Below are 23,566 nucleotides of genomic sequence, written 5' to 3'. Positions count from 1 at the left end.
AATGAATCGATTCTAAAACTCAAGACTCAAACCTGACCTAATGAGGTTTATTGTTGAGCCATATCAACCGATGAAGAAATCGTTGCAGCAAACGGATGTGGACCCGGCCCAGGACTTGGTCCCGGTCCGCCAGGGCCTGGTGGCAGCTGGCATCCAGCTAAAGCCATCATAATTACCGAAACCAACACTAATATTTTAAAATTATCATTCATACCTAGCCCTTCCTTTCATCACTGATCTTTTTGTCCCTATTAAAATTAGACCATGCAGCATAAAAAAGTATCAACTTCAAATGTCAGTTTTATTGCCATTACATCACTACTATGGCTTGTTAACCCTATATGCCGCTTTTCGCTTCAATACTGATTCAACAATAATAAACATAAGCCCTAACCAGATAAATCCAAAGCTCACAGCCTTAACATAATCGAAAGCCTCTCCAAAGACTAAGACAGCCAATACAAATTGCAAAGAAGGCTCAATATATTGCATAAGGCCAATATTAGACATATCTGTCATTCGCACCGACATTGAATAGAATACTAAGGGTAGAATAGTTACAGGTGCTGCTCCTATATATAGAAGCGCAGTCCCCCACCCTGAACCAGTAAACTCTAAGCCTACTTGAGTTGACTTGAATAACAAAAATACGAGCGCAAAAGGCATCAAAGCCAACACTTCCGCAAACAAGCAAATATCCCAGCTGTAAGAAATCTTCTTCTTACACCAGCCATATACGGTGAAACAAATAGCCATCGTCAGTGCGATATACGGGATATGCCCAAATATAACCAACTGATATAAAACGCCAATACAGGCAAATAAGATAGCCAAAAACTTACCCGAAGAGATTGGTTCTTTGTAGGCAAAATAACCAAGTGCGACCATAGTGATCGGACTAATAAAGAAAGCTAAGCTTGATTCCAATACATGGTGGTTTGTAATCGCCCAAGTGAAGGTGTACCAAGATATGCAGTAGATCAGGCTAGCGAAAAATGCATACTTAAAAGAAGCTTTGTCTTGTAAAATTGCCTTAATATCCGGCAGTTTCCCACGCAACAATAAAACAAGTAACGCCATAAAGGGAACAGAAGCAATAATACGAACAGCTAACAACTCTTCTGTCGAAGAGTTTGGCAAGTACTGGTAGTAGAGAGGTGTAATACCCCAAAAAATAAACGAAAGAGCCGCTAAAGAATTGCCAAGACGTACTGATTTCATCGCTGACCTGCTTGCAAATTAAATATTCATCAAACACATTGAGTCACGTGTTTTGTTGTTTGAATATATGCCTGATAAACAAGATCAGATAGTCAGATTTTAGCGTCAGTTTGTCAACCCAGCTACTGCGAAATATTGACTAAAGTTTTACTGGTTTTCTTTCATAAAGTTACTGAAACAATTAAAGAGCCTATTTATCTTTTTAAATAATGCTTATAAGACATCGTTTCAGGTTTAGAAACAATCCTGGTGTATTCAAATACAGTTCCATCTTTTAATATTCCTGTAGAAAGCACACAGATAAGAGGCTTATTCGCCTCAACACCCAAAGTTTCACACATATGTTGATCGGGTAAAATTGCTTCAAAGTCTTGATAGGCACCATCTATTTCAAAACCTAACTCTTGTTCCAAATAATTGTATTTAGAGCCTTCCATCGACATGACATTCATCTTTGGATACAAGGCCATCGGCATGTAAGAATCTTCATAGACAGAAGGCAAGTCATTAATCAGCTTAAAACGACGAATGAAATAAACCTTGTCGCCTCCTTTAATATTCAATATTTGAGCTATTTCTTCAGTTGCATCAATAAGTGCAAACTCACAAATTTTATATTCTAAGTGTGTACCAGCTTCAACAAGGTATTCAATAGTACTTTTCAGTGTCGAAACAGAACTAATTAAAGTCTTACCAATTATGGTCGATCCAGCGCCTTGACGCTTTTGCACCATTCCAAGTTTTACTAGGTCATCTATCGCCTTGCGCACTGTGATACGACTCACCGAATAATGTCCAATCAACTCCTTCTCAGTCGGTAATATATCGCCAATTGCAAATTCGTCAGAGTCTATGCGGGCTCTGAGGTCTTGCATTACTTTTTTATACAACATATCTAGCGTCTCCCTTGTAATACAAAACTAGCATATGAAAACAGAACAAATCAATGACCTTTATACAAGGTTATGAGCATATTTTTATATTTAACAACCTATTAAATTCTCTAAGTTGCATATAAAAGCCTATTAAGTGAGCAACGTTCAATTATTCATTATCTATTTGTACCATGTCACATTTGACATATCTTATATTTGTCATGTTTTATGTGTGAGAGTAAGTTAAGCGCATCGGAAAGTTGAACATTTAAAAATGTATAAAAACTTGTTAAGGGACCAGCCATGTTAAGTGCAGTACAACGTCTAGGTGGCGCTATGTTTACGCCAGTCCTTCTATTTCCTTTTGTAGGAATTCTAGTTGGATTTACTATTGTTCTTAAAAATCCTGTATTTGTCGGCGATCTGGCAGACAAAAATGGACTTTTCTATCAAATACTAAAAGTGATTGAAGAAGGTGGCTGGACCATTTTCCGCAATATGCCCCTCATTTTTGCCGTTGGTTTACCTATCGGGTTAGCTAAAACAGCACAAGCGCGAGCAGTGCTAGTTGTTCTCGTTTCCTACCTGACATTTAATTACTTTGTCGCAGCAATGGGAACTATATGGGGCAGCTACTTTGGTGTCGACTTTTCCCAAGCAGTTGGCGGCACATCTGGCTTAACCGAGATCTCTGGTATAAAAACCATGGACACCGGAATTTTTGGCGCCATCATAATCGCCGGGTTGGTCACCTGGATTCACAATAGAACGTTTGAAAAACAGCTGCCGGCGTATCTCGGAATCTTCCAAGGAGCTTCATTTGTCGCTATGGTTTCGTTTTTTGCCATGTTGCCGGCTGCTTGGATAACATTGTACGTCTGGCCTTCCGTTCAACACGGTATTCTTGAACTGCAATCCTTCTTTGTTAACTCCGGAGCATTTGGTGTTGGCTTATATACATTTTTGGAACGTATTCTAATACCAACTGGCTTACACCACTTTGTCTACGCACCTTTTGTATTTGGCAATGTCGTAACTCCAAATGGCATCACCGCCGATTGGTACACAAACTTAGAAGCATTTACTCATTCTAGCCAAGCGATAAAAGATCTGTTTCCTGCTGGTGGGTTTGCTCTACATGGCAACTCAAAAGTGTTTGGTTGCTCAGGCATTGCATTGGCGATGTACCACACCGCCAAACCGGAAAATCGCAAAAAAGTCGCTGCGCTACTTATCCCTGCCACACTAACGGCTGTATTGGTAGGAATAACGGAACCACTTGAGTTTACCTTCTTATTTATTGCGCCTTGGTTATTTGCCATCCATGCACTGCTTGCTGGCGCTATGGCGATGGTTATGTACAGCTTTGGCGTTGTCGGTAACATGGGTGGAGGTCTTCTTGAAATCCTGACCGGTAACTGGATACCTCTACTTGGAAATCATACCAATATGGTGATGACACAACTTGTAATAGGCCTAACATTTACCGCTATCTACTACGTTGTTTTCAAATACCTCATCATCAAATTTGACATCCCGATTGCTGGCCGTGGCGATACTGAAGTGAAGCTTCACACCAAAGACGACTTCAATAAAAAACACGGTCTTGCCGAAGGTGATGGCCAAGCGCTCAGCCCACTGCGTATTCAAGCAATCGAAACGATTCAAGGGTTGGGAGGCGTGGAAAACATTGTCAACTTAAACAACTGTGCAACCCGCCTGCGTGTGACAGTCGACGATGTCAGTAAGGTTGAATCTGCCCAATATTTTATCGAAACCGGAGCTGTGAATCTGGTGAAAAGTGGCAATGCAATCCAAGTGATTATTGGTCTAAGCGTCTCCCAGCTTAGAGAGGAATGCGAAAAAATCGTCGCTAACCATGAATCTCAACCGGCTCAGAAAGACTTAGAACTCAATGTTGCAAGTTAACGATTGAGTTAAGAAACGAACATAAAACACACTATTTTTAGGGCGGTGATTACGCCGCTCCAAAACCAGAAGAGGTATATTATGAAAAAGGAATTCTCTGTTGTTATCGCTGGTGGTGGCTCAACATTCACACCTGGCATTGTGATGATGCTACTTAACAACCAAGATCGCTTCCCTATTAGAAAACTTAAGTTTTATGATAACTTCGCTTCTCGCCAAGAAACCATTGCAGAAGCTTGTAAAATCTTGCTAAAAGAGCGTGCGCCACACATTGAGTTTTCCTACACCACGGATCCAGAAGAAGCGTTTACCGATATTGATTTCTGTATGGCACATATTCGTGTTGGTCTATACGCAATGCGCGAGCTAGATGAAAAAATTCCTTTGCGTCATGGCTGCGTTGGTCAAGAAACTTGTGGCGCAGGTGGTATCGCATATGGGCTTCGCTCGATTCCTGCTGTAATCGAGATGATTGACTACATGGAGAAATATTCGCCTGACGCATGGATGCTAAACTACTCCAACCCAGCTGCGATAGTTGCAGAAGCTTGCCGAGTTATGCGTCCAGATTCCAAAGTGTTAAATATCTGCGATATGCCGATCGGTATTGAGACTCGCGTTGCTGAAATCCTAGGCTACGAAGATAGAAAACAGTTCGACATTATGTATTACGGCTTGAACCACTTTGGCTGGTGGAAAGAGTTCAAAGACTCGAAAACAGGTGAAAACCTATTACCACGCATCAAAGAATACATAAAAGAGAATGGCTACTTGCCACCAAGCGCCATTAGCGGTGCGCAGCATACTGACGAGTCTTGGAAAGATACCTTTAGAAAAGTTCGCGATGTCTATGCTCTAGACCCTGAAACCATTCCAAACACTTATCTGAAATACTATATGTATCCTGATTACGTTGTAGAACATTCAGATAAGAAGTTCACTCGAGCCAACGAGGTGATGGAAGGTCGAGAAAAAGAAGTGTTTACCGAATGTCACCGTATTATCGCAAACGGCAGTGCTGAAGATACCAGCATCGAAGTGGAAGAGCATGCTTCTTATATTGTCGACCTAGCTACGGCAATTGCCTTCAACACTAAAGAGCGCATGTTGCTTATCGTGCCAAACAATGGCGCTATTACTAACTTCGATCCAACCGCGATGGTCGAGATCCCATGTATCGTTGACAATACTGGCGCTAAACCTCTCCAAATTGGCAATATTCCTGAGTTCCAAAAAGGAATGATGAATCAGCAAGTATCAGTTGAAAAACTAGTGGTTGAAGCTCATGTGGAAGGTTCATACCAAAAGCTTTGGCAAGCACTAACACTCTCCGCAACCATTCCAAGTGCAACTGTCGCAAAAGCAATTTTGGATGACTTGCTGGAAGTAAATAGAGATTACTGGGCTAAAATGAGCTAACTTGTTCTTCAATTAAAACGCCTGAATGCCCTGCGAGTCAGGGCATTGTACTTTCTGTTAGTTGGTCGTATGGAGCTGAGCCAGTATTTCTTGCAACGAGAAATTATATCGTTTGATATCAGAGTTTTTAGCTTTAGAAAACTGAGTAAAGTCGATACCACTGAAGTCACCTTCTCCAAAATATTTCTTATATTCACTAATATTATCTGCCGTTAAAATAGAGAATTTTGACTGGCCTAAAACGTTTTCCATTGGGATACCATGATAGTGGTCATGAACCATTACAAGCCCCCACCCTCCATCCATAAAATGGCCACCTACCGTGGAGGAAAGTCCGCCTTCATATACGCCATCGACTGCTGATGCAGCCCAGTCGATACCACCAATGAATATATCTTTCCCGGGTATTTTGCCCTTATTTACCGCTGCTTCGGCGGCCCCTAAAGCCATACCATCACTCGCATTCCAAATGACGCTTAATTGAGGCGTTTGTTTAAGCACTTGCTCTGCAATAAATTTGGCCTTGTCTTGCTCCCAATAACCATACGCCAACTTAACAATCTTGACATTGGAATATTCTGATACCGCTCTACGTAATCCTTCAATGCGCATTTCAGAGGTAGTTTTTCTTGTCCCGCCTATACCTGCAACATACAAAATACCGTCATCAGCAGCCATGTTTCTTTTTAAAGCGCTATCAATTAAGTGTTTTCCCAACAAATACCCTGCTTGAATCTCGTCCGGAATATATTCTGCAATCCAATTAGGATACTTGCTTTCAGGAAAACCATGTTTCTCTCTATCTTCAGCAAGTAATCCACCATTGAATAAGAACACTTTTACCCCTCTCTCATTGGCACGGGGAATGACATCCAACATATTCTTCTTAATGTTAATGACAAACAAATAATCCGGTAGCTTATCCCTGAGTAATACTTTTAACGCAGCATTTTTGCTCTTAATATGATTGCGAGAACCATAAATCACTTCCAAATCTATACCTAAATCTTCAGCGGAAGCGCGCATGAAGCCATCAACTAAGCGATAGAATGGGTCATCTATAGAGCCGGGGTTAATAAAAACAACGGATGGTGAATTGCTCAATTGATTCGACACTGACTGGCTAGCGAATGAAGGACTGCTCATTACAAACGCTAAGATTATCAGCCAAATCCTTTTGACATTAAAATAATCCATTCTAACTCTCTTATGCTTGGTGCATTTAAAACAAAGTCCTTGTGATTTGAGTATAGAGCGAAAGGTCACAAATTGTTGGCTAAATAGAAGAGCCAGCTTTCGCTGGCTCCAAAGGGTAGAATACAAACTTAAATTCAGTCACTTACGCAGAGCATTCAGTTTCGCTTGAGCAATACCAAATATCGTGTCAGTTGGATAAGTCCCCTCCTCACTTGGTACACCTGCCGATTTACCAGTGAAAATCGCTATTGCTTCGGTCACGTGGTCAATTGCCCAAATATGGAACTCGCCTTTTTCTACTGCTTTAACGATGTCAGAGCGAAGCATGAGATTGTGCGTATTCGATCTAGGGATAATGACGCCTTGCTCGTTGCTACGCCCTTTGATTTTACACACATCAAAGAAACCTTCGATCTTCTCATTTACACCACCAATAGGTTGCGATTCACCGAACTGGTTCATTGAACCGGTAATTGCAATATCTTGTCGGTTTGGCTGCTTGGAGAAAGCCGACACCACAGCACAAAACTCCGCCATGCTCGCACTATCGCCATCAACACCACCGTAAGATTGCTCAAAGGTAATTGTGGTGGTCAGTGGCACTTTGGCAGTTTTACCAAACACCGAGGAAAGATAGGCAGTCAGTATCATCACGCCCTTAGAGTGAATGCTGCCACCAAGGTCTACACTTCTTTCTATATCAATGACATCTCCATCCCCGTATGACGTTGTCGCAGTGATTCTGTTTGGCGCCCCAAACATATGATCGCTGGTCGACAGAACCGAAAGAGCATTAACTTGCCCTACCGCCTTGCCGTCAGTATGAATCAGAGTGGTACCATTTATGAATGACTCCATCACATTGTCCTGTAAGCGGCTGACCCTCATTTCTTGGTTGCTTAATGCTTCTTGGACATGGTTCAAGCGAATCATATTTGAGTTCGCTTGCCTAGCAACGTAATTGGATTCACGAAGTAATATAGAAATGTGCGAAGAATGTAGAGATAACTTGCTTCGATCTCCAGCAATTCTCGAGCTGTGCTCAATAATGCGAGCAATCGCCTTTCTATCACAGTGCAACATGTTGTTATCATGAACAATACTGGAGATAAAGCGAGCATAGTGAAGTTCAGAGTCTGCCGTTCTAGGCATGTCTTCTTCAAAGTCAGCAGTAACACGAAATAACTCACTAAACTCTGGATCATAATGCTGCAGCAGTTGATAGGTTCGATAATCCCCAAACAAAATGATTTTCACATCAAGCGGTATATGCTCTGGGTCAAGTGACACCGCACCGGTTAAAGTGAGCTCTTTTTCGAGAGAGGTAAAACTTAGCTGACGAGAACGCAACGCTCGTTTTAAACCGTCCCAAACGTAAGGTTGTTCTAGCACCTTGACTGCGTCCATCAACAAAACGCCGCCATTCGCTTTGTGCAGGCTTCCCGGTCGAATCAAAGAAAAATCGGTAAATACGGTGCCTTTGAAAGTCGCCGTTTCAATATAACCAAACAGTGTGTGGTAGTTGGGGTTATTTTCAACCACTATTGGTAATTCTTGATCTTCGCGGCTTACTAGTACGTTAACTTTGTATCGACGAGGCAGTTTTTTATCTAGAGAAGCCGTTGCAACTTCACCTTGCTCACCACCTTCCTCCAAAAATATATCTGCATTTTCAACAATATCTTTTTGTAATTCAGTCAGGTAAGACTTGATTTCAGTGTAAGATGAGTAATCAGATTTTAACTGCTTAATAAAGTGAGTAATAACGTCAAGAGTCACTTCATTATTGAGTTTTTTAATTTTTTCGCTGTAGGCTTCTTCCCATTCCGTCAACTGGCGCACCATACCACGCAAATTGATTTCTAGATCATCGATGGTAGAACCAAAATACTCTTGTTCTTTTTTCGACAATTCTTCAAATGTTTCTTCGGTATGAGGCTCTTCACCGTTCAATGCAACAAATTGATAATCGCCTTGAGACGTCAACGTTAAGCTTATTCCCTTTTCTTTTGCTTCTTTGCTGATATGGTCAAGCTCTGCTTGTTGCTTCGTCGCTAGCTGATTCTTTAATTTATCTGCTCTTGAGAAATACATCTCATTGTCAAAAGCCAAAGGAATTGCATTGACGAGCTTAGTCATCAACTTTTCGATATCTTGCTTAAGTTGATTACCGACACCGCAAGGTAGCTTTAATACTCTTGGCGTTCGGATGTCTTTGAAGTTGGCTACATAACACCAATCAAATAAGTCTTCGTGATCATGCTTATGACGGTTTAAGTAACGAAGTATCATAGTACGCTTACCCAAACCATTTTGGCCAATGGCATATATATTGTAGCCTTTCTCCTTGATAGACATGGCAAATTCAACCGCTTTCTGCGCCCGCTCTTGCCCAACTATCTCATCGATAGGAGCCAGTTCCTTGGTCGACTTACACGGCAGTTTTTCCAATTCTGCACTGTGATAAAGCTGCTCAGAGCCCAATCTTTGTATCGCCATTACCACCTCCTTCTACTTATAATTTTCCTACGACTTTTCAAGTGTATATGCAAATTGTGATCTTTTAAGTGATTTACCGCCTAATCAAGCTTAAGTGGATAAATAACGTACGATTCATATTGTTGTAGTTGCACTTTGCCTATCTTTAAGGCACTGTTGTCAAAGTTGTTTTTATGCATTTTCAGCAATCCACGTACAAAGGGTATACTGTATGGAAGCGCCAATCCCTGATAATTACGATTATGTCGTGATTGGTGGAGGTATTGTAGGCGTTGCAACCGCTTGGCAACTGATACAAAAGTACCCCACCAAACAAATAGCTTTATTAGAAAAAGAGCCAACACTTGCGTGCCATCAAACTGGACACAACAGCGGTGTTATTCACGCAGGTGTCTACTATATTCCCGGCAGCTTAAAGGCCGAACTGTGCAAACGCGGCAGCGCACTGATTAAGCAATTTTGTCAGCAACACAATATCCCCACAGAAAACTGCGGTAAACTTTTAGTTGCAACCAATTCAATAGAACTCAGTCGAATGGAAAAGCTATACCAACGATGTTTGGATAATGGCATTGAAGTGACTAAGGTAAACAAGCAGGAGCTAAACGAAATAGAACCAAAAATACAAGGTGAAGGCGCCTTGTTAGTTAAAGCCACAAGCATCGTTGACTTTCGCGTGGTCACGTCAAAATTAGCGCAAGAGTTTACTACTTTAGGCGGAAAAATTTTATTAAATTCAACCGTTGCCAATCTAAAAGAACAGGACAATTGGGTGGAAATTGGCTACGGTTCAGGGAATGAAAACCACTCCATCCGTACCAGTTATCTGATTGCCTGCGCCGGGCTGATGTCAGATAGGCTCGCTAAGATGCTTGATATTAAAATCGACTTTCAAATCATTCCCTATCGCGGCGAATATTATCAATTACCTCAAAAACATAACCAATTAGTCAACCACCTTATCTACCCAATCCCTGATCCCAACCTGCCATTTTTGGGCGTTCATCTAACGAAAATGATTGATGGTAGCGTTACGGTAGGCCCAAATGCTGTGCAAGGCTGGAAAAGAGAAGGCTATCAGAATTTGAATTTCAATTTAAATGATACGTGGGAAATGCTGACTTTTACTGGATTTTGGAAAGTAACGTGGAAGCACCTATCGGCTGGTATCCATGAGTTAAAAAACTCTTGGTTTAAGAGCAACTACTTGAAGCAAGTTAAAAAATATTGCCCGAGTGTTACATTGGAAGATTTACAGCCTCACCCTGCAGGTATTCGCGCTCAAGCGGTTATGTCGGATGGTTCGATGGTTCACGACTTTCTATTCGCACAAAGTCCAAGGAGTTTACATGTTTGCAATGCACCCTCTCCGGCCGCCACTTCGTCAATTGCAATCGGCGAATACATAGTTAATAAGATTGAAGATGAAATGAGTGCAAGTTAAAAACCGCTGAATATACAATACTTATAGGAACAAAAATGGTGAGCAAATTTAAGAACAAACAGTATGCTGAACTATATAACAACCTGTTAACTCAGCTGGACTCCAACCAGATTTTCACCCAAGAAGAACATCGACTTGCTTATGGAACTGACGCCAGTTTTTATCGCCTGATTCCAGAATTTGTTCTTAGACTCAACACTCTGGAAGAAGTTATATTCGCTATTCGTTTGTGCCGTAAACATCTCATCCCTTATACCTTTCGTGCGGCAGGTACCAGCCTTTCTGGTCAAGCAATTTCAGATTCCGTATTAATCACACTAGACGATAATTGGCGAAACCATCATATCCACGATAATGGCGACAAGATAACTCTTCAGCCTGGCGTGATTGGCGCGGATGCAAACAAGTACCTTGCACCATACCAAAGAAAAATCGGCCCTGACCCCGCGTCCATTAATACATGCAAAATAGGTGGAATTGCGGCAAATAATGCGAGTGGTATGTGCTGTGGTACTGCACACAATACCTACAGAACCGTCGATAGCATGAAAGTAGTATTTAATGATGGCACCTTGCTTGACACCTCAAACGAAAAAAGCATTGCCGACTTTCATATTGCAAGACCCGATATCATTGCAGCCATCACTCAACTTCACCAAGAAACCAGCAACAACGCAGAGTTAACAAAAAAAATACTACATAAATACCGCCTAAAAAATACCACCGGTTACTCTCTCAACGCTTTAGTCGACTTCCAAGATCCAATTAAAATCATTGAGCATTTAATGATTGGCTCAGAAGGAACATTGGGATTTATCGCTGAAATCACTTACAACACGGTGGTGGAGCTACCGAGCAAAGCAACCGCACTACTCGTCTTTGCAGATATAGAGCAGGCAAGTCAAGCCGTCAGCGCAATTGCGGAAAGCCCTGTTGCCTCGGTTGAATTGATGGATGGTCGTTCATTAGCATCCATTTCTGACAAAAAGGGAATGCCAGCCTTTATCAAAACACTGAATCACGAGGCGAGCGCGATATTAATTGAGACTCAAGCAAAAGACCAAAATAAGCTTGATGAGCAGATTCAAACCATCTTATCTGCTCTTGAGCCTTTTGCGATTCTCAAGTCCGTGCCTTTCACTTCCGATGCAAGTACGGTTTCGACTTTGTGGTCAATTCGTAAAGGTTTGTTCCCAGCTGTAGGTGCAGTACGTGAATCGGGTACCACAGTTATTATTGAAGATGTTGCCTTTCCGGTAAAACATTTGGCTAATGGCGTGCGAGATCTTCAGACGCTATTTGACAAGTACAATTACAACGAAGCCATTATCTTTGGCCATGCTTTAGAAGGAAACCTCCACTTTGTCTTTACCCAAGGGTTTGAACAACAAGCCGAAATTGACCGTTATAGTCAATTTATGGATGAGGTAGCACAGCTCGTTGCAACCAAGTACCAAGGTTCTCTCAAAGCAGAGCACGGTACCGGACGAAACATGTCTCCGTATGTCGAGCTTGAATGGGGACAAGATGGCTATGAACTAATGAAGAAAGTGAAAGCCATTTTTGACCCCGAAGGGCTATTAAACCCTGGTGTTATTATCAATGATAGCAATCAAGCACACGTCGAAAACTTAAAGCCAATGCCGGCTGCAGATCCTATCGTAGACAAATGTATCGAGTGTGGTTTTTGCGAACCAGTATGCCCTTCCAAAACGCTAACCCTTACGCCAAGACAAAGAATCGTTTTATATCGAGAGCTACAACACCGAAAAGGGACTGGGAATAACAATTATAAAAGTCTATATAAATCCTTTGAATATCATGGACTAGATACTTGTGCCGCCACTGGATTATGTGCAGACAGGTGTCCGGTGGGCATTAATACGGGAGATTTGGTGAAAAAGCTGCGTACTGAAAAATATCAACGCTATACCTCAATCGCGAAGTGGACCGCTGACCATACCAGTTTAACGGGCTCAGTAGCTAAGTTTGGGCTTTCATCGAATCACCTATTGCAAAAATTAGCTGGAGATAATGCCGTTAGCACATTAGTGAACGGACTGAGAAAGGTAACAAAAGGCAAGTCCCCATATTGGATGGCGGAATACCCTCAGGCCAATAGACACAACTATCAACGAGAAGCTTCATCGGTTAAAGCTTCAGAAAACATTGTCATTTACATTCCTTCTTGTGTTAGCCGAAACATGGGCCAACAAACATCAGCACAGGACCAACGGTCTCTAACACAAGTGACACTATCAGTGTTACATAAAGCTGGATACTCAGTAATTATTCCTGACAACATAAAAGAGCTGTGCTGCGGTATGCCATATGAAAGCAAAGGAATGAACGACATCGCCGCATCAAAATTAGAGCAGCTAGAGCAAACTCTTTGGAAAGAATCAAAACAAGGTGAACTGCCTATTCTAATGGACACCAGCCCTTGTATAAAACGCAGTGTTGAGCATCTTCAGCATGACATTAAAGTATTCGAACCGTCCCAATTTGTTGCGAGCCATCTGTTGGACAAACTCACCATTACACCAATCAATGAAACAGTGATGTTGCATGTGACTTGTAGTTCACAAAGAATGGGGCTGTCAGATTCTTTGCTCAAGCTCGCTGAAAAGTGTGCTCAGAAAGTCGTCGTACCAGAGCATGTATACTGTTGTGGTTGGGCTGGTGACAAAGGTTTTACTACACCGGAACTCAACAGCGCCGCTGTCAGCAGCTTAAAAGAGCAGGTCCCAGAGGGATGCACCACAGGTTTTAGCAATAGCCGCACCTGCGAAATTGGCCTATCTCACCACAGTGGAATAGCGTATCAATCAATTATGTATTTGGTTGATAGCGCCTCTGTATAGCAGTCTGTCTTCGAGACATTTAATAACCGTTCAAGGAGCGGCTTGAGAGCTTTTATAAAACACCCAAGGCGCTTCTAAAACCCGGAAAATTCATTCTTCATAGATGATTAGAAATCAAAAACGCTTCTTCCCTTATTGCCCTTTTTACCTATATAGAGCATGCCTTAAATAGGAATTTACATCCTGAACCTTTAAGCCACTGCTGGCAGTGATAATTAAAACAAGACTAATTATCAATAAAACTTTGATTTCAGTATCTATCAAGCTAGATAAGAACCACCTTCACTTTCCGTCAAATCAATATAGATATTTCGTATGTAATCAACTTATAGAGTAATAAATTAATTACATAGAGTTTTTATATTTACATAATTTACACACTTGGTTAATTATATTTCACTTGATGCATAAGCATATATTCATCGTAAGATGAGTAGCGCTTGAAACATTCCCAATTGTACTTTTTATATAAGGATTTATTATGAAGTTTATTGTTAATAGACCATTTTTTGCCGAGCTAATTGGTACCTTTGCCCTATCATCTATTGTATTAATTACCTTAACACCTGAAACTCCTTTCCCAGTTGCAACCCCAATTGCTGCAGCTATCACATTAGGACTTTACGTTTATTTAATTGGAAATACATCTGGCTGTCATATTAACCCTGCGATATCACTAGCCATGTTTATTTCGAGACAAATAAATTCAAAGCAATTAATTGAGTATTTCATTGCGCAATTTGTAGGCGCTTATTTAGCGTATTTGATGATTAGCTTTTATGTACCCTCAGGCCAAGAAACATGGCTTATCCCACAACACGCGACCCTATTCTCTGGAACGGGAGAGCTTCTAGGCGCAGCATTTTTCGCGTTTGGTGTATTTTCTACACTGTATATCAATGTAAATAAAAGTCTGATCGGGTTTATTGTTGGAACGTCTTTGTTAATAGGAATCACTATTTCACACAATGCATCATTTGGCGTGTTAAATCCTGCGGTTGCCTTTGCAACGAAGGCTTGGAATTGGGACTATTTGTTAATGCCATTTGTTGGGGCGGTTATTGGGGCATTAGTGAGCATGGCGTTACTAAAAGAACGAAATCATGCTTCTTCCAAGGAGATGTCCGCCCATTAATCATCTACCCCTGCTCGGCTAGCAACTTAATAGCTGGAAGTGCTGCTTTCCAGCTATTGTTGAACATATTAGAAAAGTCTGGATGAGTTTCCACCGTCACATTTAAAACTGCACCATCTTTGTCTTGCTGAATTTCTAACCTCTCTTTGCATCCAATCCATTTTTTAGCAAGATCACTATCAATATCTTGGATATGTTCTGGGTTAAATATGGCGGTATGGTGATATTCGATACACTTGCCCACTTCAAGCTTATCAATGACAGCTTTCGAGCCACCCAAAGATGGATCAAAAAACGTCACTTCCTCACCAACTTGCCATTTCCCTTCGAAGGCGGGATCGGGTGAGAACGCTTTCGCCCAAAGTTTATAGTCTTCAAGCTCGGTTAACACTTTCCAAACCGTTTCCACTTTTGATTGGATGTGAATATGATAATTCAGTGATAACATGCTGATCCCTATCTCATAGTATCCTTCTATATGTATAGGTCATTTTTGCAACAAATTACCTATCAACGAATTTTTGAAATCCTTATTTGCCAAAAGTGAGAACACCAACGGATTTAGCAATCAATAACAACGCTAAAAATAAAACTAGACGACTGGTCTAATTTTATATATATTAGCCGACATGAACAAGAAAACATCAGATACAAGACAGCACATACTCGACATTGGTTACCAATTAGTGGTCAGCAAAGGCTTTACTAATGTAGGACTATCAGAGTTATTGAAAAATGCCGCAGTACCAAAAGGGTCTTTCTACCACTATTTTAAGTCTAAAGAACAATTTGGTGAGGCATTGATACAAGATTACTTCCGCAGTTATATGCAGCGCCTAGAAGTGACCTTTAGCGCAGCTAATGGCAATCATCTCGAACAGATTATTCATTACTTTAATGGATGGCGTGAAGTTGTCGATGGCACTTGTAATGCTCACAAGTGTCTGGTTGTTAAGTTAAGTGCTGAAGTCTCTGATCTCTCTGAGCCAATGCGAGAGGCTCTTAGATTAGGAGCAAACAACATAGTAACGGCTATTGCTCAATGCATAGAAAAAGGGATTGAGGACGGCGATATAGTGAAGCAAGATAGCTTACTGGCGGCCAGATCTCTTTATCAATTATGGCTAGGGGCAAGTTTACTCAGTAAGTTGAGCAACAATTTGCTCGAGCTCGAAGAAACAATGACAACGACTAAACGCCTTTTGTTATCGAATAGCCATTGATCGCTTTAAAATTTAGACAACCCGTCTTAAGGCGGGATATTTTTTAACTCAAAACTAGACGACCGGTCTAATTACGAAGGAAGATTTCATGTCGAATAAGAACAGAAAAATTGTTTTAGCGTCACGCCCTAACGGCACGCCCAAAAGAGACAACTTTCGTTTAGAAACCAGTACCATTCCCACTCCGAATGAAGGAGAAGTGCTTCTTCGTAGCATCTACTTGTCTCTAGACCCGTATATGCGCGGCAGAATGAGTGACAAAGAGTCTTACGCTGAGCCTGTTGCTATCAACGATGTCATGATTGGTGGCACAGTATGCCAAGTCGAAACATCAAATCACCCTGACTTTATTGCCGGAGAATGGGTACTTGCCTATATCGGCTGGCAAGACTTTTCGATTTCCAATGGCGAAGGTTTACTTAAGCTAGGAGAAAAACCAAGTCACCCCTCATACGCACTAGGCGTTATGGGGATGCCAGGGTTCACTGCTTACATGGGCTTACTAGATATAGGCCAACCGAAAGCAGGTGACACTTTGGTTGTCGCAGCAGCCACTGGCGCTGTCGGCTCAGTTGTCGGTCAAATTGGCAAGCTTAAAGGTTGCAAAGTCATTGGCATTGCTGGCGGCGAAGAAAAGTGCCAGTACGCAAAAGAAGTATTGGGCTTTGACGAATGCATCAATCACAAGGATTCAAATTTTGCTAAGCAGCTTTCTGAGGTTTGCTCCCACGGCATCGACATATATTTTGAAAACGTTGGCGGCAAAGTGTTTGATGTGGTGTTACCTCTACTAAATACTGGTGCTCGAGTTCCTGTATGTGGATTGATCTCTCAATACAACGCAACTGCTCTTCCCGAAGGTCCAGATCGTACCTCTCAGCTAATGGCAACGCTACTCATTAAACGCATCAAAATGCAGGGCTTCATCATTTTTGATGACTATGGCCATAGATACAACGAGTTTGCGGCAGATATGGAGAAGTGGCTAGCCGAAGGAAAAATCAAATATAAAGAACAACTTGTAGCAGGGTTAGAAAACGCACCAGACGCCTTTATTGGTCTTCTAAACGGTGACAATTTCGGCAAACTCATTATTCAAACTAAGTAACCTTAGCTTCGGATTAGCTAAGGTTAAGAAAGGTAAACAAATTATGCTCAATCATCCTATTATCAATGATTTAAACTTACGATACACAGCAAAACGTTATGATGAAAACAAACGTGTTTCACCTGAAGAACTAGAAGTCATTTACGAAAGTATGCGTTTATCTGCATCTTCAATCAACTCACAGCCGTGGAAATTTATCGTTATTGAAAGTGAAGAAGCGAAACAGCGTATGCACGATACATTCGTTAATAAACACCAATTTAACCAGCCACACATTAAGGCCGCATCACATATTATCTTATTTGCTCACAACCCAAACTATACTCGCGACGACTATGCAAAAGTCGTAGACAAAGGTATTGAAGATGGGCGTACACCGGCAGATAAGCGTGAGCAAGCCTTTGGTGGCTACGCATTTGCTGAGCTAAACACAGACTCACATGGAAATAATGGTACTTGGACGAAAGCACAAACTTATATTGCTTTAGGTAATACACTTCACGTGTTAGCTCGGTTGGGGATTGACTCTACAACCATGGAAGGTGTGGACAGCGAAATGATTTCAGAGCTGTTTAAAGAAGAGCTAGGTGGCTATCAATGCGATGTGGCACTTGCTATTGGTTACCATCATAAAGACGAAGACTACAACGCTAAGTTACCTAAATCTCGTTTAGCAAGAGAAGAAGTAGTCACTGTTATCTAACTTTTTACAGGGGCTTTTGAGCCCCTTTCAATACCACACCCAAATTTTCCAAAAACTGTTCAAAAAACAATAACTCCCTCACGTAGACTTTTTTGCATCCTTTAAGTATTGGTCAATACTTAAAGCTCGCAGCACTTCTACTGGGGAGCTTATGAAAAAGCGGCGCTATTCGTTAAGTATTCACATAACTAGCTTATTTCTAGTGCTAACGACTTTAATAGGTGTCATCCTGATCTCTATTAGTTTTCAGCATTCACAGGAATTGCTGTCAGGTAGCGTCAAAGAACTCAGCAAGGAAAATAGCCTAAAGCTAGAGTCCTCTTTTCGGCAAAGTGCAGACCCGATATTTACTACCATTGATTTTGTTGCCCTAAGCCCAATTATCGATCAAGTCCACCCTCCCGTTAACGAAAAACGCTGGCTAGCAAGCATAAGTTTGATGTTCCAACGTAATCCAGGTCTTGCCGCTCTATTCTATGGTAACGATAAAGGCTCGTTTACCTTATTTCGGCCTTTAAGAAGCAATAAAGAAAGGCTAGCGTTTAATTCGCCTGATAAAGCAACAATGCTGCTCAACTACACCAAAGTTTCCGGTCTAAATGAGTTTTACTATTTTGATGGCAGCTTAAATAGAATCGGACATCGCAAAACTAAGGACAACAAGTTCGATCCTCGGATTCGCCCTTGGTATACCAATGCTGAATCTGATGGCACGATTCGCCTCACTGAACCCTACATGTTCTATTTTCTTAAAACCCATGGAGTTACGCTGTCTCGACGTTCCCATAACAATAAATCTGTTGTCGGCGCTGATTTTACCTTGCAATCGTTATCGGAACAGGTTGCTAAGGTTGGATTCTCAAACAACTCAAAACTCATCTTATTTGATAGAGGTTTCCAAGTGTTAGCTCACCATCAAGTTGATATTAACGATGATGAGCCAGCCAAGCAGATCTCAAATCAGCTACAAAAGAGCGTCTTCAAGTCGGTAATGAACCAGACAGCGCTCCAACCTCTTTACGAAGTAGAAAACTACGCGGGTAAGCAGTGGTCTATTACACTTACCCCCGTAATATTAAATAAAAATGTCCATTTGCTTCTTGCGGAGGCAACACCCCAGTCCGACCTGCTCAGCAATCTACTTTTATTAAGGGACAAACAAATTTCAGTCGCGCTTTCCATGCTCGCAATTTATTGTGTTGTTGTATGGTTTATAGCAAACCGTATTGCTCTACCTCTAAAATCATTAGTGAAATCGACCAGTAATATTGCACGGTTCGATTTCCAGAAGACTCGCTATCCCAAAAGCCATATTAAGGAAGTTGCAGATCTCACCAACTCCATAGAATTGATGGAGCACACTCTGCACGATTTGCTCTCCTTATTGAGAGAAACGGCAAGCAACCAAGATTTTGATTTGCTCGCTAAAACTATTACACGGCAAAGTTATTTGGTGACAAAAGCCGAAACTATTGTTCTTTATACGTATAAGAAGGAAGTGAATGAGTTTTGTGTCTCAGCTAACCACGCAATTATCCCATTCAACGTAGACTTAAATAAGTTACTTAAGGATACTGCTTGGCTGTCAAATACACTAAAAAAAGGTGAAGTTGTCCATATACCGGGCAATGACAACGCTCTATCTCCATACAAAGAGATATTGTTCAATTCTGATATTTACCTATTTCCTCTTTTAAGCAGAGAACAATTGTTAGTAGGAGTTTTAATCTTAGGGTACGAGCGTCCAGCCAACCCTGAGCAACTTGAAAAACACGATTTTTTAAAAGAGCTTCTTAGCTTTGCCGAAATGGCAAAAGAAAATATTGACCAAATTCAGCAGCAAAAACAGATGCTGAAAGCGTTTATCGAACTTATTGCTTCAGCTATTGACTCTAAATCTCCATATACAGGAAGCCATTGCCAACGTACACCAGAACTGACAAAAATGATCACTCAAGCTGCCCAAGATGACGATAACTATTTCCCTCAATTTGGCTTATCTAACCAACAATGGGAAGGACTTTGGATCGCCTCATGGTTACATGATTGTGGCAAAGTCACAACTCCAGATTATGTAGCAGACAAGGCGACCAAATTGGAAACCGTATACGATAGGATTCATGAAATACGAATGAGGTTTGAACTTCTAAAAAAACAAGCAGAATTGAATTATTGGCAAGGCCTAAGTGAAGGTGAAGACAAGCAAGTTCTTAGTGATCAGCTTAGAAGTGACCATCAAACACTTGATGAAGAGTTTGCCTTCATCGCGAAATGCAACCTAGGGCAAGATGAATTGAGCGAGGATGATCTAGCTCGATTACGCAAGATTAGTGAACGGACTTGGAAACGAACTATTGATGACCAACTCGGCGTATCTCGACTTGAAATTCAACGCGCGGGACATAAGCCGACACTACCCGCTACCGAGTCCGTTTTAGCCGACAAAATGGTACACAGAATCCCTTGGCCAACTGGCGGTTCACCTCAAGATAACTGGAGCCAGAAATTTATCCTTACACCGGGAGAAGTAAAGTTTAATCGAGGCGAGCTGCACAACCTTTCGGTCATAAAAGGAACACTGACCGAAGAGGAGCGATTTATCATTAACGATCACGTGATACAAACAATCAGCATGCTGAGTCATTTGCCCTATCCTGAGTACTTGAAAAATGTGCCTGAAATAGCAGGTGGTCATCATGAACGCATGGATGGAAAAGGTTATCCTAAGGGCTTGAACGAAGACGAGCTCTCTATTCCCGCTCGTATCATGGCAATAGCTGACGTATTTGAGGCTCTAACTTCGAGTGACCGTCCCTATAAAGAAGCGAAGTCGCTGGAAGAATCAATCAATATCATGACTAAGATGGCAACCACAGGCCATATCGACCCTAAGCTCTATATTCTATTTTTGGAAAAAGAGATAGATAAAACGTACGCCAAAATGTTCCTTTCGAACGATCAAATCACCGAGATAGATAGAGAAAAGCACATACAGACAGTAAAAGCACACATCAACGACCATTTTTAAAGCTTTTAAGCCCTAAAGAAGCCATACCACTATTTGTAACTCAGAATCATTTGATAGGAAATGAAAAAGAAACCGCCACAAATCAGTATCACGAAAAGGGCTAACAAAATAGCTTTGAAGTTTAATTTCACGAAAAATTCTCTATTGGCTGAAAAAGACTAATGTTTTTTATACAGGCCGAAAAGACCCAATTTTTATTCGCCAGCAAGCATATAGTGATTTTACAAAGAAGTATACACTTAAGCCGCTAGTGTTTTACAACCGTCTTAGTGACTATGTTTCATTCAAACATTCGACAAACTAATTTTCCATAAACCAACCATAAGGCTTTTATCTCTTTGATACATATAAAATTTAACTTATGAATAATTGCTCTATAAATTCTTTCTTAATTGCATTTATTATATATTTATCAATTAGTTATATAATAAAATCATACAAATGTATCAACAAGCTCTGTGTAATATTTGTTTGATTGCAAGCTTAGGTATTGATGTAAGTCAAATTGTCGTAGACAATACACATCATGTTGGAAGTGATCTGTATCACCTGTTGTGCATCAAACTGGCATTTCATAACGAATAACTAGCGTTTGAATTGCACTATCAGATTAGTTGGCATTTTCTAATATCTAAAAAACTCGCGCCTAATAATAATGTGGCGTTTTAATTTAAGTCGCTCTCAAAGGAAAGATGATGGTAATACCCGAAAACAGCAGCATCGTTATCTTCGGTGCCTCTGGTGATCTGACTTACCGCAAGTTGATCCCAGCCCTATACCACTTATACGCTAGCAACCAGCTACCAAAATCTTTTACAATTTTAGGCGTTAGTCGAACGGAATATAGTGATGATTCATACCGAGAGAAGCTCAAGCTCTCGCTTCAAGAGATGGAAGAAACTGAGCCTGAAGCATTAGATAATTTCATTCAGCATCTACATTATCAATCCATCAATACCTCTGATGTGCAAGATTACGCAAGACTTGCGACTCGTTTAGATCAATTATCAGAGCAATATCAGTTCGAAACACGTAATACTCTTTTCTACCTCGCAACACCTCCTAGCCTTTATAGTGTGATTCCCGAAAGCTTGGCCGCTCATGGCTTAAATAACGAGTCAAATGGTTGGAAACGCCTTATTGTTGAAAAGCCATTCGGCTACGACCTCAAGTCAGCAAAAGAGCTAGACAAATCGATTCACAAGCACTTCCAAGAACACCAAATTTATCGTATCGACCACTATCTAGGTAAAGAAACGGTTCAAAACCTTCTTGTATTTCGTTTCTCGAACGCGATGTTTGAACCGCTGTGGAATCGTAATTACATTGAGTACATCGAAATCACAGGCGCTGAACACCTAGGGGTTGAGGAGCGAGGAGGATATTACGACGGCTCAGGCGCAGTTCGTGATATGTTCCAGAACCACCTCCTCCAAGTTCTAGCGATGGTTGGTATGGAGCCACCAGCACAAATCAACGCAGACTCTATGCGTGATGAAGTGGCTAAAGTGCTGCACTGTTTAAAACCCCTTGATGAGCATGACCTTCGTAACAACCTAGTTCTTGGTCAATATACTGGCTCAGATGTTCGAGGAGAGTTCTTGCAAGGTTATCGCGATGAACCCGGCGTTGCTGATGATTCTCGTACCGAAACTTATGTTGGCCTAAAAGCGTATATCAACAACTGGCGTTGGAATGGTGTACCTTTCTATGTTCGCACAGGTAAGCGTCTACCGACACGTGTTACTGAAGTGGTCATCCACTTTAAACGTACGCCTCACCCAGTATTCGGGCTAGATGCACCAGAAAACATGCTGGTTATTCGTATTCAGCCAGACGAAGGCATTCAAATGAGCTTTGGCTTAAAAGAGCCAGGAGCTGGCTTTAAAGCGAAGGAAGTCAAAATGAACTTCCATTATGCATCACTTGAAGAAACACAAATGCTGACAGCCTATGAAAGACTTCTTCACGATGCTTTAAATGGCGATGCTACGCTATTTGCGCGTACTGACGCCGTAGAGGCCTGTTGGAAATACGTACAACCTATTTTGGACTTTAAGCAAGACCCGCAAGCGTTGTTTGGTTACGCTTGTGGCACATGGGGACCAAAAGAATCTGATCAACTACTCCAAAGTGATGGAAAAGCTTGGCGTTTCCCTTGCAAAAACTTAACAGATACGGACTACTGTGAATTATGATCAACCATAAGATTTTCGACACACCTGAGCAGGTTGTAGAGAGCCTTGCCAATGATTTAAAACAAATCAGTGAGCAAGCAACACCTGCGCATATTTCTTTATCAGGCGGCAGCACTCCAAAGATGCTATTCAAGCGCCTTGCTCAAGAAGATTATGCAAAATCTATCAACTGGCAAAACCTACACTTTTGGTGGGGTGACGAGCGTTGCGTAGCGCCTGACGATGAGCAGAGCAACTACGGAGAAGCGAAAGCTTTATTGTTTGATCATATTGATATTCCACCAGAAAATATCCACCGTATTCTCGGTGAAAACGATCCAGAAACAGAGGCTGAGCGCTTTGCCTCAGAAATGACGCAAATCATACCTTCAGAAAATGGTACGCCTGTTTTTGACTGGATTCTGTTAGGCGTTGGTGCTGACGGCCATACTGCCTCACTGTTCCCAAATAAAACTAACTACGATGAACCGAAATTAGCAATTACCGCTGTGCAGCCTGAGTCCGGTCAGATCCGCGTATCTAAATCTGCGCGCGTATTGGAAGCAGCAAAGCGTATTAGCTATCTAGTTTTAGGCAGCGGTAAAGCCGACATCGTAGAAGAAATTCATACTACTCCAGCTAGCGAACTGCCATACCCAGCAGCAAAAATTCGTTCAACAAATGGCGAAACAGAGTGGTACCTTGATTTAAACGCAGCAAGTAAAATTGCCTAAGAGATTTAAC

The 23,566-nt window shown here is 41.4% G+C and carries 17 protein-coding genes; 11 read left to right on the top strand and 6 right to left on the bottom strand.

The annotated features are described in order from the left end of the window. Positions 1-47: 47 nt before the first annotated feature. From ACM2FC_RS03630 to ACM2FC_RS03620, 3 genes are all read right to left on the bottom strand, one after another. The gene (locus tag ACM2FC_RS03630) at positions 48-212 is read right to left on the bottom strand and encodes a hypothetical protein (RefSeq protein ID WP_498479462.1); all 165 of its coding nucleotides are present in this window, start codon (positions 210-212) and stop codon (positions 48-50) included. Between the two features lie 109 nt (positions 213-321). Beyond that, positions 322-1,221 (bottom strand): EamA family transporter RarD, encoded by a 900-nt coding sequence (gene rarD, locus ACM2FC_RS03625; protein WP_498479461.1) that lies wholly within the window; start codon positions 1,219-1,221, stop codon positions 322-324. A 194-nt stretch (positions 1,222-1,415) separates the two neighbouring features. Then, positions 1,416-2,114 carry a GntR family transcriptional regulator gene (locus ACM2FC_RS03620; RefSeq protein ID WP_498479460.1) on the bottom strand — a complete coding sequence of 233 codons (699 nt, stop codon included), beginning with the start codon at positions 2,112-2,114 and terminating at the stop codon, positions 1,416-1,418. 285 nt (positions 2,115-2,399) lie between these two features. On the opposite strand from ACM2FC_RS03620, the gene ACM2FC_RS03615 reads away from it, so the two are divergent. Both ACM2FC_RS03615 and ACM2FC_RS03610 read left to right on the top strand, forming a co-directional pair. Beyond that, positions 2,400-4,025, top strand: a complete 1,626-nt coding sequence (locus tag ACM2FC_RS03615) for an alpha-glucoside-specific PTS transporter subunit IIBC (protein WP_498479459.1) — start codon at positions 2,400-2,402, stop codon at positions 4,023-4,025. Between the two features lie 81 nt (positions 4,026-4,106). Next, on the top strand, positions 4,107-5,444 hold the full coding sequence (locus ACM2FC_RS03610; RefSeq protein ID WP_498479458.1) for a 6-phospho-alpha-glucosidase: 1,338 nt from the start codon (positions 4,107-4,109) through the stop codon (positions 5,442-5,444). Positions 5,445-5,501: 57 nt separating this feature from the next. Here ACM2FC_RS03610 and ACM2FC_RS03605 read toward each other — a convergent pair whose 3' ends face one another. Next, positions 5,502-6,641: an ABC transporter substrate-binding protein gene (locus ACM2FC_RS03605; RefSeq protein WP_498479457.1), complete on the bottom strand. Its 1,140-nt coding sequence runs from the start codon at positions 6,639-6,641 to the stop codon at positions 5,502-5,504. A 138-nt stretch (positions 6,642-6,779) separates the two neighbouring features. Then, a complete protein-coding gene (locus tag ACM2FC_RS03600; protein ID WP_498479456.1) occupies positions 6,780-9,140 on the bottom strand; it encodes a Lon protease family protein in 2,361 nt (786 codons plus the stop codon). 223 nt (positions 9,141-9,363) lie between these two features. On the opposite strand from ACM2FC_RS03600, the gene lhgD reads away from it, so the two are divergent. The 3 genes from lhgD (at position 9,364) to ACM2FC_RS03585 (ending at position 14,583) form a co-directional block, all read left to right on the top strand. Further along, a complete protein-coding gene (gene lhgD, locus ACM2FC_RS03595) occupies positions 9,364-10,584 on the top strand; it encodes an L-2-hydroxyglutarate dehydrogenase (RefSeq protein ID WP_498479512.1) in 1,221 nt (406 codons plus the stop codon). 35 nt (positions 10,585-10,619) lie between these two features. Then, a complete protein-coding gene (locus ACM2FC_RS03590) occupies positions 10,620-13,448 on the top strand; it encodes an FAD-binding and (Fe-S)-binding domain-containing protein (protein WP_498479455.1) in 2,829 nt (942 codons plus the stop codon). Between the two features lie 481 nt (positions 13,449-13,929). Next, positions 13,930-14,583, top strand: a complete 654-nt coding sequence (locus tag ACM2FC_RS03585; protein ID WP_498479454.1) for an aquaporin — start codon at positions 13,930-13,932, stop codon at positions 14,581-14,583. Positions 14,584-14,587: 4 nt separating this feature from the next. Here the strand turns inward: ACM2FC_RS03585 and ACM2FC_RS03580 are convergent, their stop codons facing one another. Further along, complete coding sequence (locus ACM2FC_RS03580; protein ID WP_498479453.1) at positions 14,588-15,031, bottom strand: SRPBCC family protein; 444 nt, start codon at positions 15,029-15,031, stop codon at positions 14,588-14,590. Positions 15,032-15,212: 181 nt separating this feature from the next. Between ACM2FC_RS03580 and ACM2FC_RS03575 the strand changes: the two genes are divergently transcribed. From ACM2FC_RS03575 to pgl, 6 genes are all read left to right on the top strand, one after another. Then, positions 15,213-15,806, top strand: coding sequence for a TetR/AcrR family transcriptional regulator (locus ACM2FC_RS03575; protein ID WP_498479452.1), 594 nt, complete (start codon positions 15,213-15,215; stop codon positions 15,804-15,806). 88 nt (positions 15,807-15,894) lie between these two features. Further along, the gene (gene curA / locus ACM2FC_RS03570) at positions 15,895-16,914 is read left to right on the top strand and encodes an NADPH-dependent curcumin/dihydrocurcumin reductase (RefSeq protein ID WP_498479451.1); all 1,020 of its coding nucleotides are present in this window, start codon (positions 15,895-15,897) and stop codon (positions 16,912-16,914) included. Between the two features lie 43 nt (positions 16,915-16,957). Continuing rightward, positions 16,958-17,617, top strand: coding sequence for an NAD(P)H-dependent oxidoreductase (locus ACM2FC_RS03565; protein WP_498479450.1), 660 nt, complete (start codon positions 16,958-16,960; stop codon positions 17,615-17,617). A 151-nt stretch (positions 17,618-17,768) separates the two neighbouring features. Continuing rightward, positions 17,769-20,645: an HD domain-containing phosphohydrolase gene (locus ACM2FC_RS03560; protein WP_498479449.1), complete on the top strand. Its 2,877-nt coding sequence runs from the start codon at positions 17,769-17,771 to the stop codon at positions 20,643-20,645. A 695-nt stretch (positions 20,646-21,340) separates the two neighbouring features. Continuing rightward, complete coding sequence (zwf, locus tag ACM2FC_RS03555; protein ID WP_498479448.1) at positions 21,341-22,843, top strand: glucose-6-phosphate dehydrogenase; 1,503 nt, start codon at positions 21,341-21,343, stop codon at positions 22,841-22,843. Continuing rightward, entirely contained in the window at positions 22,840-23,556 is a 717-nt protein-coding gene (gene pgl, locus ACM2FC_RS03550; RefSeq protein ID WP_498479447.1) for a 6-phosphogluconolactonase, read from the top strand. The genes zwf and pgl overlap by 4 nt, the downstream gene beginning before the upstream one ends. Positions 23,557-23,566 lie beyond the last annotated feature (10 nt).

The organism is Vibrio sp. A37 (assembly GCF_059777565.1).
This window is presented reverse-complemented; position numbering and strand designations above follow the sequence as displayed.